Consider the following 13,733-nt stretch of genomic DNA (forward strand, 5'->3'; position numbering starts at 1 on the left):
CCTCAGCAAGAGATTTGGTGAGACGGTCGTGGTGGATGGCGTCAGCCTCGATCTGGCCGCAGGCGAAACACTCGCCCTGATCGGCCATTCGGGGTGCGGAAAGACCACGACACTGAAAATGCTGAACCGGCTGGTAGAGCCGGACGCGGGCGAAGTCTGGCTCGGCGGAACACGCGCCCATGACATGCCTGCGCATGAATGGCGCCGCCGGATCGGCTTCGTCATACAGAGTGCAGGGCTGTTCCCGCATCGCAGCGTGGCAGAGAATGTTCTCGTTACGCCCCGCCTCCTCGGCTGGGATGAGGCTTGTCAGGAGAAGAAGCTCGACGAGCTTCTCTCAATGGTGGGCCTGCCTGCCGAGCGATATGCAGAACGCTATCCGACGGCGCTGTCGGGCGGTGAGCGTCAGCGGGTAGGTCTGGCGCGCGCCCTTGCCGGGGAGCCTGAAATCATCCTGATGGATGAGCCCTTTGCCGCCCTCGACCCGATCACGCGCACCAGCCTCATCGACGATATGGTGCGCCTGAAGAAAGAGCTCGGCTTTGCTTCGGTTCTGGTAACGCACGACTTCGCTGAAGCATTGCGCCTCAGCGACCGCGTGGCCGTCATGGATGGTGGGCAGATTGTGCAGAAGGGCACGCCTGCAGAACTGATAGCAAATCCTGCGACGGATACGGTTCGCGACCTGTTGGCTGCGCCGCGCCGGCTGGCTGAAACGGTCGGGCGGGCCTTTGCCGGGCAAGAGACATGAGCGGCTTTCTGGCAGAAGAGTTTGCCGCCTTCCCGGCCAACTATTCGGGCCACCTGAAGCTTGCTCTTGGCGCTCTCGCAACGGGGCTTCTGGTGTCCATACCGGCAGGTATTCTGGCTGCCCGTCAGAAATATGTGGCAGGGCCCGCGCTCGCCACGGCGAGCGTCATCCAGACGATACCGGGCATCGCGCTTCTCGCGCTCATGGTGCCCCTGATGGGCGGGATGATCGGCTTCTGGCCAGCTTTCGTCGCGCTATCGCTTTATTCCATCCTTCCAATGCTCCGGAACACGATTGTTGGGCTGCGCGGTGTGGATGAAGACGTGCGAGAGGCAGCCTTGGCGGTCGGGATGACGGCGCGCCAGCGCCTGCGCGAAGTGGATCTGCCTTTGGCGGCGCCGGTAATTGTTGCAGGTTTGCGCACCGCGTCAGCCTGGGTGGTCGGGACGGCGACTCTGTCGACCCCGGTCGGGGCGCGCAGCCTCGGCAATTATATCTTTCAGGGGCTTCAGACCCGTAACTGGACAGCGGTGCTGTTCGGGTGCCTCGTCTCAGCGGCGCTGGCGCTCGCGCTGGATCAGATCATCGCGCAGTTCGAGAAATCAGCCAGCGAGCGCAAGCGCTCACATGCGATTGCCGGGGTCGTGGGCCTGGTCCTCATCATCCTTCCGACGCTGCTTGTCTTCAGTCCGCAGCGGGCTGGGCCAGCTACATCCCCTTCGTCTGGTGCCGAGGTCGCTGACAGCGGCAACGCCCTGCCGCTTGAGGGCCAGACCGTAACCGTCGCCAGCAAGGGCTTCACCGAGCAGTACATCCTCGCCGATATCTTGCGCCGGACCCTTGAGGCGCAGGGCGCTGAGGTCCGTATCCGGGAGGGACTTGGGACAACGGTGGCCTTTGACGCGCTCGCGGCCAACTCGGTCGATATCTATGTCGACTATACCGGGACAGTCTGGGCCAGCCTGATGGAGCGGGAAGAACCCGCCCAGCGCGCCGACATGTATGCACAGGTTTCAGCCTGGCTGCTGGAAGAGCACGGCGTTCTCAGCGCCGGAAAGCTGGGATTTGAGAATGCCTACGCGTTTGCGACCAGTCCTGAGACGGCCGAGGCGTATGATCTTGAGACAATCGGCGACTTGCCGGGCACGCCGCTATCGATAGCGAGTGATCCAGAATTCTTTGGCCGTCCTGAATGGACGCGGACGCGGGACACATACGGGCTTGAGAGCCTCTCTCCGCGAAGCATGGATTCGGCGTTCATGTATGATGCGGTGCGTCGCGGGGAGGTCGGTCTGATCACGGCGTACACGACGGATGGCCGTATCGACGCGTTCAATCTTGTCCTGCTGGAGGACACTCTTTCGGTGCTTCCGCCTTATGACGCCTTCATGCTGGTCGGGCCTGATGCGCGTGAGAATACGGCGCTTCTGAATGTTCTCGGCTCGCTGGAAGGTGAGATATCGACAGAGCGAATGCGCAAGGCAAACTCGCGTGTCGATCTGGAACGCCAGAGCACGACAGAGGCTGGCGCCTGGCTGTACGAGCAGATATTTCCTGCGGACTAACGGCGCACAAGAAAACAGGCGGCCCGCATGGACCGCCTGTCTTTATTCTCTGATCTTCTGACCGTTAAAGAACGCCGAGCATTTCCGCGACGAGCGGATGGCGCACGATGTCCTGGCCCTCAAGATAGATGACTTCGGCGTCTGACAGTCCAGCCAGCTTTTCGGCTGCCTGGGCGAGACCCGAAAGTGATGGCAGGAGGTCCGACTGTTGCGGATCGCCCGTCACGGCCATGGTCGAATGCCAGCCAAGCCGCGTCAGCAGCATCTTGAGCTGTGTGTAGGTGCAGTTCTGGGCTTCATCGATGACGACAAAGGCATTGTTTAGCGTGCGCCCGCGCATGAAGCCAATCGGGGCAATCTCGATCAGGCCTTCGCTCATCATGTGTTTCAGCTGCTGCGGCGAAAGCCTGTCGGCGAGGGCATCATAGAGTGGGCGCAGGTATGGGGCGAGCTTGTCTTCCATGGCGCCGGGCAGAAAGCCGATCTGCTCCCCGGCTTCGACGGCGGGGCGGGAGAGAATGATGCGCGCGACCTTGCCGGACTGGAGCGCTTCGACGGCCTTGCAGATCGCGAGATAGGTCTTGCCAGTACCTGCCGGGCCGAGTGCGCAGACAAGCGATTTGGTTTCGAGCGCCTTCATCAGGCGTGCCTGGTTTTCAGAACGGGGCTTTACATTCTTCTGATAGCGCTGATCGCGCGGCGTGTTGGAATTGCGAACCTTCTCCGCATCGTCGGGGTGCCATCCGCCATTGATTGCGTAGAGGCGTGCTTCCTGTCTGGACTTGCCGCCCATCTCTTCGAGGAAGCCCATGGCTTCAATCTCGTTCCTGGCTTTCTGACGCTTGGACACAGCACGCTTACCCATGAGGATCTCCTTTTCGGGCACAAAAAAACCGCCGGGCGGAATGCCGGGCGGCGACGAAGAACGGGGAGTGACTGGCTCCGGACCCGAGAGAGGGGCCGGGCGGGGTGGGTGTCAGGAATGGTCTCTGGACCATCAGCACTTGCCTCGCGAATCTCAACACCATTAGAGATTACCAGTATTAAGGCCCGGTTAACCAGTCGGTTCGGGCCAATAAAGTTTTATGACAAGGGAGCCCTCCAATATGGCACTTTTCGACCTCGATGGCGTGAAACCGGTCACACCGGACAGCGGCAACTACTGGGTAGCCGAGAATGCGACCGTTCTTGGCCGTGTGATTCTGAAAGAGAATGCCAGCGTCTGGTTCAATGCTGTCCTGCGGGGGGACAATGACCCGATCGAGATCGGCGAGAATTCCAACATTCAGGATGGCAGCGTCCTGCACACCGATCACGGCGTGCCGCTGACCGTCGGCAAGAGCGTCACTGTCGGCCATATGGTCATGCTTCATGGCTGCACGATTGGCGACGGGACCCTGATCGGGATTGGCTCAACGATCCTCAACCGCGCAAAAATCGGCAAGAATTGCATCATCGGGGCACATTCGCTCATCCCCGAAGGCAAGGAGATCCCGGACAATTCGCTGGTCATGGGTGCGCCCGGCAAGGTTGTGCGCGAGCTGGACGACGGCGCTGCGCAAATGATCGCTGCGTCCGCCAAGGTCTATGTCGAAAACTGGAAGCGGTTCAAATCAGGACTGACCCGCATAGACGGTTAGTCGCTTAGTCGTTGCTGGCCACGAGTTTGAGGCGTGGTTCCTTGGTGCGCGCGTCTGGCGGGTAGATTGCCGTCAGGCGGTGACGCCAGACAGGACGACCGCGCAGGAAGGTCTCCCCGCCGAGGGCCTGATAGAGGCCAAGGATGCGCGCGCCTGTCTCGATATGAGGCGGTTTTGCCAGCGGTGCGAGTGTCATTTCGATATCAACGCGCTCACCGGTGAGAGATTCGCCTCGCGCGCGAACGATGCCGGGCAGCTTTTCGCGAGAGATGATCTTCAGAAGGCTCGACAGCATATCGCGGTCATGCCCGGTCCATACGCCGAGGAAGTCGTGGTCTGCCAGTTCGCGGCCGAGACAGGACTGGAGTTGGACACCAGCGGTCCGGAAGAGCCACTGGTCGTCGCCTTCCTGTTGTATCACGAAAAGTCGCTCGATCAGGTCTGGATGGTCCTTGGTTGTTGGCCCAGCCGGGACGTCCGATGCAGCAATAGACATGCGCTGCCAGGCAGACAGCAGGGTCTGGCTGTTCGGATGTAGGGTTCTGTCGAGCATTTTGACCTGCTTCTATATTCTGGCGTTTTCTCTAAAGCGTGTGACGACCCGAAGGCTGTCACCCATCCCTCATCGCAAGGCGCGGGCCAGTTTTGTCCGGTGACCTGCCGATCGAATCTTCCGCCTTCGAAACAGTTTTCGCGGATGAGGCGAGAACTGGCACGGCTTGTGCTTCTCCTCAGGGGAAGAGCCACGGAGACCCCCTATGCGCGTTTCATCACGACACACCCTGTTTGCCGGCGCTGGTGCAGCAGTCATCATTACCCTGTCAGGCCTTGCCTGGGCTGGCGGCGGAAATGGCGGAAATGGCGGTTGCAATACGTGTACCGCAAAGCCGGTCTCCCCTCCGACTTATAATGGCGGTCGTTCCGGCTGCTGCGACGGTGGCAAGCAGCACGCTCTGCGCGTGCCGGGCGTGAACGTGGCAGGCCCGAACATCTCCATCGGTGGCACCAATGTGAACGTGCACGGCGGCAGCCTGAATGTATCGGCGCAGAGCTATCTTAATGTCACCGCGGGCGCGTCGTCTTCCAGCGAAGTTATCGCTTACGCAGGTGGCGGCGGCGGTTTTGGCGGCCCGGCTCCGGTTGGCGTGACCTCGATCGGCCAGCTCAATGTGAGCGGCGCTGAAGAAACCTATACCGACACCGTGACCGAGCAGGTCCCTGAGACCGAAGAATACTGTGTCGACCAGGTCAGCTATCGCATGGCTTTCCGTGCTGTTCAGGCTGTCTGCATCGACGATACCGGCTCACCGCACCCGGCTTCGCAGGTTGATGGCGGCCGCGATATCGCAGGCAATTATAGCGGCGAAGTTTTCCGCTGTGTCGCTGGTTCGCGTCTTCAGGTCACGCTTGGCGAGATCTCGAATGGCCGCGCCGACTTCAACCGCGGCCAGACCATGGCCTGTGCCAAAGGCGAAGCGCTGGTTCACCGTCCAGGCGGCGACCTGATGTGCGCCCCGCAGACGCCGCAGCGCGATTGCAATGAGCGTTCGCTCCTTCGCCGTTACGGCCCGGGCATCAAGGTTGTCGAAGCCCGTGTCGCAGAAGAAGTCTGTGTGCCACAAACCCGCACGGTGATGCGCGAAGTGACCCGTCAGGTCCAGCGCGTGCGCCAGGCCGAAGCCAAGGCAATGGTCTTTGACGGCGGCGTTGGCCAGGGCGTCTACTAGGACGACCAACATCTCATAGAACAGGGACGCGTATTCTTTGCGCGCTTTGTGGGGGGAGAAACGCCGTGCTGTGGCTGCACGGCGTTTCTTTATTGTTGCATTTTGAACATTCGTCCTGACGAAATATCTCGCGTCTGGGTTTGCGGGTTGCATCCCTGCATAGCGCTGCTAATCAGGCGGAGAGTCCGTTAGAGGCTCGGTCAAATAATAAATCAGACAATTCGGAGACGTTAGATGAGGTTTCTTCCCAGACCTTCGAGCAATGCGAAGGTAGTGAAAATGTCGCTCTGTGCCAGTGTTGGCTTTGCGGCACTTATGAGTTCGCAGATGTTCACGGCTTCGGCGCAGGACGCCGAAGAAGAGGCAGACAACAGCCAGCGCCGCCTGAACGCTGTCGTCGTCGAGGCGACGCGCCGCGCAGGCACCACCGTTCAGGACGTTCCTGTTTCGGTGACTGCATTCGACGCATCGCTTCTGGAAGATACCGGCGTCGCCCGCCTCAACGATATCGAGCAGATCGCACCGTCCGTGCAGATCGCCCAAACCGAGTCGGCTGCGTCCGGCACGTCGATTTCCATCCGCGGGATCGGCACTGGTTCCAACAATCCAGGCTTTGAGCCAGCTGTTGGCGTTCTGATCGATGGCGTGTACCGCACCCGCACAGGTATCGCGCTTTCCGAGCTGCCAGAACTTCGCAGCATCGAAGTGCTTCGCGGCCCGCAAGGCACGCTCTTCGGTCGCAACACGTCCGCAGGTGTGGTCTCGATCAACACCGCTGGCCCGCAATTCGACCCAGAAGCAACGCTTGGCGTGTCTGGTGGCAATTACGGCATGTACGCCGCCGAAGCCATGGTCACCGGCCCGATCGCGGACAACATCGCAACGCGCGTCGACCTCAAATACCGTCAGCGCGACGGTTATATCGACGATGTGAACTCCGGCCGTGAGCTCAACAATCTCAACCGCGTCCTGATGCGCGGCCAGATGCTGTTCGAAGAAGGCGATGCCAGCCTTCGCGTGATCGCAGATTACGGCCAGACCGATGAGGACTGCTGTATCGGTGTGAACCTGCTTCAAGGCCCAACCGGTGCCGCGGTTAGCACCGCCGCCGCGTTTGCTGGCCTGCAGGGCTTTGCCAATGCGCGCCCGGAAGACCTGAAAGTTGCGCTCTCTCCAAACCGTGATATCCGCGACGATGTCGAGGAGTGGGGCATTTCGGGCGAGTACAAGAACCAGCTCGGCACAATCAGCCTGACCTCCATCACGTCCTACCGTGACTGGCAGGCAGATCGCGCGCAGGACGTTGATTTCTCCGGTATCGATCGCGCCTACCGCGATGGCACCGACATCACCGACAAGGTCTTCACCCAGGAAGTCCGTCTTCAGGACAATTGGGGCGATCTCGACTGGCTGGTCGGCGGCTTCTACATGAATGAAGAGCTTGGCTACACCGACACGATCCGCACCGGTTCGCAGGCCAATCTCTACACCGACCTCATTTCGGCTGGCGCAACCGCTAACCCGCTTGTGCCGACCGGCTTCCAGCTGACCGGTTCGCTCGGCCCAGCCGTGCCGTCGCTTTTCGTGAGCCTTCCATTCGACGCGAATGGTGATGGCGTTGCAGGTGACCCAGCGCTTCGTATTGCGCCGGGCGTACCTGCGGGCCTGCCTTCTTACTTCATTCCAGGCCTCGTCGATGGCGGTGGCCAGAACAGCGACGTGTTTGAGGTGAAAACCAACGCGGCCGCGCTGTTCACTCACAATGAGTACACGGTCACCGATCGCCTGACGGCGACGGCAGGCCTGCGTCTCAACTATGAAGAAAAAGAGATCACCTACGATCTGACGTCCATTGCGCCAGCTTGTGACTTCTTCTTCTCAGCTGACGGACAGTCTGTGCTTCAGCAGCTCGGCGCCATCAATGCGCTCGATCTCGCGCTTCTGAGCTGTAACCCGGCGATCAACAGCGAGTATAACGGCTCTGACAGCGACAGCTTCGACGAGACCAATCTCAGCGGTACGGCAAAGCTGGCCTATGACTTCACCGATGATTTCATGGCCTACGTGTCCTATTCGCGCGGCTTCAAGTCCGGTGGTTACAACCTTGACCGCTCTGGCTTCGACAGCGTCCTGTTCGGCGGCAATGGTGCACAGCCAACCGACCTGCAGTTCGATTCTGAAACGGTCGACAGCTATGAGCTTGGCTGGAAATCCTCGTTCGACGCGCTCAATGCAACGCTGAACGGTGCGATCTTCTTCCAGGATGTCCAGGACTTCCAGGAGAACTTCTTCACCGGCACGAACTTCCGAGTCATCAACTCTGACGTGGAAAGCTATGGCCTTGAACTCGACGCTTCGATCATTCCGGCAGATGGCCTGACCATCCAGGGCGGTTACGCCTATACGAAGGCAGAGCGTCAGGGCGATGTGATCGTGCCGCTTGGCAATGGCCAGAACCAGATCCTCGCGCAGGGCGGCACCCAGCTGTCCCTCACGCCGGAGCATGTTCTGACCGCTTCGGGCACGTATCTTTACGATATCTCGCCAAACCTAACAGCGCTGTTCCACCTCAACGCACGCTATAACTCCGAGCACATCACCTCGGCAGCAACGGCTGGCATCGCGGACAATGACGCCTACACGCTGGTTGGCGGCCGTATCGGCCTGCAAACCGCTGACGGTAAGTGGGAGTTCTCGATCTTCGGTGAGAACATCACCGACGAGTACTACAACCTCGCATCCTTTGCGGTGCCTGAGCAGACCGGCACGATCGCCGTTTATCCGGGCATTCCGACGATGTACGGCGCAGAGCTGAAGGTGAACTTCTAGGGCTCAAGCGTCCCGATCTGAAATGAGAAAGCTCCGCCAGCGTGTCTGGCGGGGCTTTTTTTTATTCAAATGCCCGTTTGTAATTGGGACAGGCGGCGTAGCCGTCAGGACCGGAAGAGGGCGTCAGCCTCCCGACGTTGAATTCGAAATCAAACAGATCGGTCTCATACGGTGCAAGTGTGATCGGATCGGTTCGGGCGCTGGCGTCATAGTCATGTACACCGCACTGACCGCCAAACTGGCAGTTGCGCGCGGCTTCCGGGTTCGTGGGTGAGTTTCACAAGGGTGATGCTCTCTGGGAGGAAGTAACCTGCCTTCGCATCGAGCCGGTCTACAGTGCGATTATGAAAGTTCTGCACGTGACGCCAACCTGACAGCGCGATTACAAATACTCCTTCCGCTATTTCGGACTTTATGCGGTCTGCGCGCTGTCGTTCGTCGTATGTGGAATCAAAACCCCCGTCCGACCGCATGCGGCCGCTTTTCGGATTATGAAAACTCAGCGTTGCCTCCCCACGTTCTGGGAGGGTTGCGACTGCGCAGGCAAGTTCGGGCACAGCAACCGACACGCCTTTGCCGCCATATTCTTCAAGCGTTGCGATCCGGCGCTCGCTTACCTCTGAAAGCTCCAGCGAAATGACCGGCTGAAGCCCGGTCTCGCGCGCCATTTTTGCGAGGCAACTAACGATGTGTGCGGACTGTGACTGTCCATGCATTTCGCCGAGGAAGACCCCGGAATGGGTGTCGATCACCTGCTCGAAGGCTGCATACTGCAGACATTCGGTATCGCTAATCATCGATGCGGGCAGAGGGGGTTGAGGCGCGACAGCTTGAAGTTGAAAGACGAGTTCTGCCAAAATCATCGTCGTCGCAAGCCTTGTCTCAAAACTCTAAGGGGTCTTGCGGACTTTAAGTGCGAGCGCCGCAAGAACGAAACTAATTACTTCGAAGCTGGCAAAGGCCCAGCCATTGAAAGTCGCGCTATCGCCCACGATCAGCGAAACGAGCCGGGCGAGCGTGTAGCCGCCCATATAGACGATCAGGAACCAGAGCGCCGGACGCTCAAAGCGAGCTGGCATCAGCGCGCCGGCACCTGTGAGGCCTGCGGCTGCGAGGCTCACACCGCCAAAGATGCCCCTCATTTCGAAAGCTGCATTGGACCCGGTGACGGTCACGTCGAGCCGGGCTGTCATTCCGATAGGGTCGATAATGGACCAGAGGCCGAAGCCGACGAAGAGTATGGCGATCGCGCCGAGGAAAATACGTGTAAGCATGCAGGGCGATATAGGCCGGATTTTACGGCGGCGAATCAAAAACCCCTGCCATCTTGCGAGGGCAGGGGCCTTGGATCGGCAGATCCTCAGTCGTTTTGCGCGCTATTGCTCGCCCAGCGACTGAATGGTTGCGGCATTGCCGACAGCGCTGGCAGAGCCGTAGACGCTTCCGCCATAGCTGATGCTGGCCTGGCCCTGCGCGATGATGTTGGCCGCATTGTTCTGGTTGATCCGGCCGCCAACGGCGCCATCACTACAGTAATTACAGACGGTGGCCGTTGCAGCGTTACCGATAGCGGTTGAGGTCACGATGCCCGTGCCGCCGGTCCAGGATGCGCCATTGAGGTCGGCATAGCTGTAAACCGTGCCGCTATTGTACTGATCTGCGTAAAGAACGGTGTCGGATCCGACATTCGAGATCAGCGCGGAGTTACCGACGCCATAGGAGCTAGCATTCGCGTAGCCGTTCCAGTGATCGAGGGTCACATAGGTCTGTGCGTCGATATCAGCGTTGTTTTCCTGCTGAGTCGGTGCGCCGTCGATGCCGAGCGTGGCATAGCCCCACTCATTATGCACCGTTGCGGAGTTGCCGAAGCTGTTGGTTGCCGCAATGACGTTCGTACCATTGCCCATATAGACGTCGGTCGATGCCGAAACGCGGGTACCGTCCTCGGTTCTCTGCAGAGCGCGGTTATAATTCGTGCTCGTATAGCCGGTCGAAGAGGTCGCATTTGCGCCAGCCGTCGTGGCAAACGAGGCCGATGTGCCATCGCAGCACATGTCGGCATCAGTTTCCGCAGTGACATTTGCAGCGCTGTACTGCGTCTGATCGGAGACGCTGAAGCCGTGATTGTTGTCGCTGGTAGAGACATTGGCGACAGCGGTTGTGGCGCTTGCCACCTGATCAGCCTGATAAAGTTCGATTCGGCTATACGCATCGACGGAGCCAGCGGCGCCTTGTTGGGCATAATAGCTGTTGGAGCCGTAATTCGTGCCGCCTGATGAGGCGTTCGCATAAGCCGTCGTGGTCGAAACCGCTGTGCCAGCTGAGTATCCGCGCAGGCGATTCGTCGCGACTGCAGCCGCATCGAAGCCCTGGCGAACCTCGGCATCAATGTCACCCGTATGGCGGGTCGCAGTCGCAAGATTGCCTACAGTGGTCGATGTAGAGACGCCGTTCGGGGTATGGTCATCGAGCTGGACGTCCATATCTGCCCACACATTGCCGAACTGGACCTGATCAATCGTGCCCGAGGCGACGCTGGAAGAAGATTCGGCTTTCGATTCGGCGGCCTCGTCGCCCATATAAGGGATGTATTCCCAATCCTGAGCCGCAGCCATGGCCGTCGTCGAGGCCGCAATTGCGAGAAGTGCCGAAAGTCTGATTGCTGTCTTGGGCATTCTAGCCTCCATGAAACAGGTATCGGTGTCCGTTTGCGCGACTAGTTGCGGCCGCGCAGGACAGGGTCACGGCGGTTGTGCCAGGCCGAGACGGACTGACGTGACGGGCCGTTATACTCTTCAAGCGGAGCACCTGCCGGTCGGAAGTCGCCGGTGACGCTGTTGGTCGAGATGCCGCCAGCCGTCAGGGCACAGACGTCAGAAGTCGGTGCAGCGTAGAGATTCGCCATCATTTCCAGAACGGCACGCTCGAGAACCGAGCGAATCGCAAGCTGGATCGGCTCCTGCGCGCGGCCACCGATACCGATGTCGAACACATTGCCGTTGGCGAAGTCGAACACGCCGAGCGAAACTTCGCGGCCAATGATCTGTTTCTGGTAGGAAATGACATCGACGACTTCGAGGCTCTCGGTTTCAACGAGACGCAGGTCGAGGCCCACATTGATGACGTAGAGCTTGGCGCCGATGGAGCCTTTGGTGTCCATCGCGTCGGTGTCGCCGACAAAAGCCTCTCCGCCGACCGAACGGATATTGTAGTTCAGCTCGGTGATGCCGCCGATCAGATAGTAATCCGAACCCGGGATGGAGCCGGCATTGATGCGGCGGAAGTCTTGGGCCACGTCGTCGCCGATCAGGCGGTTATTGGCGTATTTAAGCTCGAGCTCTGAAACAGAGGTATCGAATCGTTCGACCAGGCGGGCACCGGCTTTCGCAAAAGCGGAGATTGCCATGAGCGAAGCGCCCTGGGTGACGCGGCGGCCACCTTCAAAGTCTGCCTTGCCGGTATAGTCGAGGATGCGGCCAACCGCGATTCGCGGGGCGGCGTATCCGCTCTGACGGGCATAGTGGCCCATGCAGACGAGACCGTCGGAATAAGGCGTCGGGTTCGCGGTCACCGGAGCGTTGCCAATCGGGTCAGCATAGTTGCCGCCAGGGCCTGCCACAGGAGAGACACAGCCGGTTGCGAGCATGGCGCCTGCCAGGACTGCTCCGGAAAGCCGCTTGGTCGCGGTCACTTTCGTCTTGCCGAGATTGATCATTGCAGGTCGAGCTCCCCATTGAGAACGACCGTCTGGTCGCCATTATTGATCTGCGTGGAATCGATGATCACGGTGTTGTAGTTGCCGTTCGTGATCACATTGAGCTGATTGCCGATTGCTGTTCCTGATCCGAGCATGCCCGGTGCACCTTCTGTCTGACCCCAGCTTGTGTAGAGGCCGGTGCCGAGTCCGGTGCCGCCGTTGATCAAGCCATTGATAACGACGCGATTATTGCTCGCATCACGTGAAGTTGCGGTAAACGGCTGGCTTTCCTGTCCAGGAGCGAAGCCGTAAGGGCGCTCGAATTGTGAAGCGCTCGAGGCAGCTTGCGCGGCCGCTGGCTGTGCGAAACCCGCACCAGCTGCGATTGCAAGGCCTGCCAGGCCGGTAAGAATGTGCGTCGTGTGGTTCATCTGCCGATCCCTTTTGGGGTTGATGCCAGGATCGGTTGCAATGGGTGTGCCAGTTTGCGGGAGCGGCGCGTGCTAATTTCGCCTCCTTGGGGAACACGTCACCGGCCTTTAGCGCCAATAGGGCGCAACTGACTGGGGAAATTGTGCCGAATTGCGCCAGTTTGAGGCTTCAGCAAAAAGAGTGATTCCTTCGCGCGCACGTGTGTGTGTGTTATAGAGGGACCAAACCGGAGCCAGAAAACTGGCCAGAGAGAGCAGGGAGGATGTACATGCTGATTGAGCAGATCTTGAAAACGAAGGGCGGCGAAGTCCTTACAATCGATGCGCAAAGTTCGCTGGGCGATGCGGCGAGATTTCTGGACGATGCGAAAATCGGGGCGGTCGTTGCGGTCAATGACACGGGCCTCGCGGGTGTTCTCTCTGAGCGGGACATTCTTCGCCAGGTCGCACGGCACGGCGCGGATGCCCTGCAGATGACCGTCGAAGAGTCGATGACCCGCGGCGTAATCACAGCCAATCCGACCGAAAGCCTCGATCAGTGCCTTGCCCGTATGACTGACCGGCGCGTGCGCCATCTGCCCGTCATGCGGGACGGGCGTCTCGCCGGCATCGTGTCGATCGGTGACCTTGTGAAATGGAAGATCGAGGAAACGCGCGCCGAAGCTGACGCCATGGCTGACTATATCAAAGGGCAATAATCACCAGTCAGGTGATATTAGGGCTTGCCAAGAATGACGAACAGATTCTATATGGTCGGTTCCATCTGAAACGCCTCTGTCTATGTCGGGCCGGTGAATAGTCGGCTCAGCAAGGCAGCGTTTTGCGCCAAAAAGGCAGGGTGGCGGTGCGAACTGCCAAGTCTGTCAAAGAAGTGCAGAAGGGTTGTTGACGGAGGACGGACCGGCAAATAGAAGCCGCCCTTCTTCTGGAAAGACCTTCCGGTGAAAACGAGGTTCTGATGAACTTCGCGGGATCCGGGTTGTGCTTCAAACGCTGCAGTTTCCGGCTTTCAGCCAGTCGCTGCAGAAGAGTGCAAAAGGGTTGTTGACGGGGGTCGGGCCGGTCTTTAAGAGCCGCCCTTCTCTTGGAGACG

General features: G+C 59.5%; 13 protein-coding genes. 6 read left to right on the plus strand and 7 right to left on the minus strand.

What is annotated here, in order from left to right; genetic code table 11:
• Nucleotides 1-28: 28 nt before the first annotated feature.
• Nucleotides 29-751: an ATP-binding cassette domain-containing protein gene (locus D1222_RS15080; protein WP_233348819.1), complete on the plus strand. Its 723-nt coding sequence runs from the start codon at nucleotides 29-31 to the stop codon at nucleotides 749-751.
• Nucleotides 748-2,316, plus strand: a complete 1,569-nt coding sequence (locus D1222_RS15085; protein ID WP_119455076.1) for an ABC transporter permease/substrate-binding protein — start codon at nucleotides 748-750, stop codon at nucleotides 2,314-2,316. The genes D1222_RS15080 and D1222_RS15085 overlap by 4 nt, the downstream gene beginning before the upstream one ends.
• A gap of 64 nt (nucleotides 2,317-2,380) precedes the next feature.
• Here D1222_RS15085 and D1222_RS15090 read toward each other — a convergent pair whose 3' ends face one another.
• A complete protein-coding gene (locus D1222_RS15090; protein WP_119455077.1) occupies nucleotides 2,381-3,181 on the minus strand; it encodes a PhoH family protein in 801 nt (266 codons plus the stop codon).
• A 241-nt stretch (nucleotides 3,182-3,422) separates the two neighbouring features.
• On the opposite strand from D1222_RS15090, the gene D1222_RS15095 reads away from it, so the two are divergent.
• Nucleotides 3,423-3,956, plus strand: coding sequence for a gamma carbonic anhydrase family protein (locus D1222_RS15095; protein WP_119455078.1), 534 nt, complete (start codon nucleotides 3,423-3,425; stop codon nucleotides 3,954-3,956).
• 4 nt (nucleotides 3,957-3,960) lie between these two features.
• Here D1222_RS15095 and D1222_RS15100 read toward each other — a convergent pair whose 3' ends face one another.
• Nucleotides 3,961-4,509 (minus strand): PAS domain-containing protein, encoded by a 549-nt coding sequence (locus D1222_RS15100; protein WP_119455079.1) that lies wholly within the window; start codon nucleotides 4,507-4,509, stop codon nucleotides 3,961-3,963.
• Nucleotides 4,510-4,714: 205 nt separating this feature from the next.
• Here D1222_RS15100 and D1222_RS15105 point away from each other — a divergent pair, with 205 nt between their 5' ends.
• Both D1222_RS15105 and D1222_RS15110 read left to right on the plus strand, forming a co-directional pair.
• Complete coding sequence (locus D1222_RS15105; RefSeq protein ID WP_119455080.1) at nucleotides 4,715-5,683, plus strand: hypothetical protein; 969 nt, start codon at nucleotides 4,715-4,717, stop codon at nucleotides 5,681-5,683.
• A 279-nt stretch (nucleotides 5,684-5,962) separates the two neighbouring features.
• Entirely contained in the window at nucleotides 5,963-8,512 is a 2,550-nt protein-coding gene (locus tag D1222_RS15110) for a TonB-dependent receptor (protein ID WP_182482008.1), read from the plus strand.
• 212 nt (nucleotides 8,513-8,724) lie between these two features.
• Here D1222_RS15110 and D1222_RS15115 read toward each other — a convergent pair whose 3' ends face one another.
• From D1222_RS15115 to hfaA, 5 genes are all read right to left on the minus strand, one after another.
• Nucleotides 8,725-9,375 (minus strand): hypothetical protein, encoded by a 651-nt coding sequence (locus tag D1222_RS15115; protein WP_119455082.1) that lies wholly within the window; start codon nucleotides 9,373-9,375, stop codon nucleotides 8,725-8,727.
• 27 nt (nucleotides 9,376-9,402) lie between these two features.
• Nucleotides 9,403-9,786, minus strand: a complete 384-nt coding sequence (locus D1222_RS15120; protein ID WP_119455083.1) for a DUF4345 family protein — start codon at nucleotides 9,784-9,786, stop codon at nucleotides 9,403-9,405.
• Nucleotides 9,787-9,888: 102 nt separating this feature from the next.
• Complete coding sequence (hfaD, locus tag D1222_RS15125; protein ID WP_119455084.1) at nucleotides 9,889-11,187, minus strand: holdfast anchor protein HfaD; 1,299 nt, start codon at nucleotides 11,185-11,187, stop codon at nucleotides 9,889-9,891.
• A gap of 41 nt (nucleotides 11,188-11,228) precedes the next feature.
• On the minus strand, nucleotides 11,229-12,227 hold the full coding sequence (gene hfaB, locus D1222_RS15130; RefSeq protein WP_182482009.1) for a holdfast anchoring protein HfaB: 999 nt from the start codon (nucleotides 12,225-12,227) through the stop codon (nucleotides 11,229-11,231).
• Nucleotides 12,224-12,640, minus strand: coding sequence for a holdfast anchoring protein HfaA (hfaA, locus tag D1222_RS15135; RefSeq protein ID WP_119455085.1), 417 nt, complete (start codon nucleotides 12,638-12,640; stop codon nucleotides 12,224-12,226). The genes hfaB and hfaA overlap by 4 nt, the downstream gene beginning before the upstream one ends.
• 269 nt (nucleotides 12,641-12,909) lie before the next feature.
• On the opposite strand from hfaA, the gene D1222_RS15140 reads away from it, so the two are divergent.
• Nucleotides 12,910-13,338, plus strand: coding sequence for a CBS domain-containing protein (locus D1222_RS15140; protein ID WP_119455203.1), 429 nt, complete (start codon nucleotides 12,910-12,912; stop codon nucleotides 13,336-13,338).
• The last annotated feature ends 395 nt before the right edge of the window (nucleotides 13,339-13,733 follow it).

This window comes from Henriciella algicola (genome assembly GCF_003576245.1).
GTDB lineage: Bacteria > Pseudomonadota > Alphaproteobacteria > Caulobacterales > Hyphomonadaceae > Henriciella > Henriciella algicola.

Bases quoted from the DNA above. Each gene is read 5' to 3' on its own strand.
- D1222_RS15085 (WP_119455076.1), top strand. From the start codon at position 748: ATGAGCGGCTTTCTGGCAGAAGAGTTTGCCGCCTTCCCGGCCAACTAT.
- D1222_RS15090 (WP_119455077.1), bottom strand. From the start codon at position 3,181: ATGGGTAAGCGTGCTGTGTCCAAGCGTCAGAAAGCCAGGAACGAGATT.
- D1222_RS15095 (WP_119455078.1), top strand. From the start codon at position 3,423: ATGGCACTTTTCGACCTCGATGGCGTGAAACCGGTCACACCGGACAGC.
- D1222_RS15100 (WP_119455079.1), bottom strand. From the start codon at position 4,509: ATGCTCGACAGAACCCTACATCCGAACAGCCAGACCCTGCTGTCTGCC.
- D1222_RS15105 (WP_119455080.1), top strand. From the start codon at position 4,715: ATGCGCGTTTCATCACGACACACCCTGTTTGCCGGCGCTGGTGCAGCA.
- D1222_RS15110 (WP_182482008.1), top strand. From the start codon at position 5,963: ATGTCGCTCTGTGCCAGTGTTGGCTTTGCGGCACTTATGAGTTCGCAG.
- D1222_RS15115 (WP_119455082.1), bottom strand. From the start codon at position 9,375: ATGATTTTGGCAGAACTCGTCTTTCAACTTCAAGCTGTCGCGCCTCAA.
- D1222_RS15120 (WP_119455083.1), bottom strand. From the start codon at position 9,786: ATGCTTACACGTATTTTCCTCGGCGCGATCGCCATACTCTTCGTCGGC.
- hfaD (WP_119455084.1), bottom strand. From the start codon at position 11,187: ATGCCCAAGACAGCAATCAGACTTTCGGCACTTCTCGCAATTGCGGCC.
- hfaB (WP_182482009.1), bottom strand. From the start codon at position 12,227: ATGATCAATCTCGGCAAGACGAAAGTGACCGCGACCAAGCGGCTTTCC.
- hfaA (WP_119455085.1), bottom strand. From the start codon at position 12,640: ATGAACCACACGACGCACATTCTTACCGGCCTGGCAGGCCTTGCAATC.
- D1222_RS15140 (WP_119455203.1), top strand. From the start codon at position 12,910: ATGCTGATTGAGCAGATCTTGAAAACGAAGGGCGGCGAAGTCCTTACA.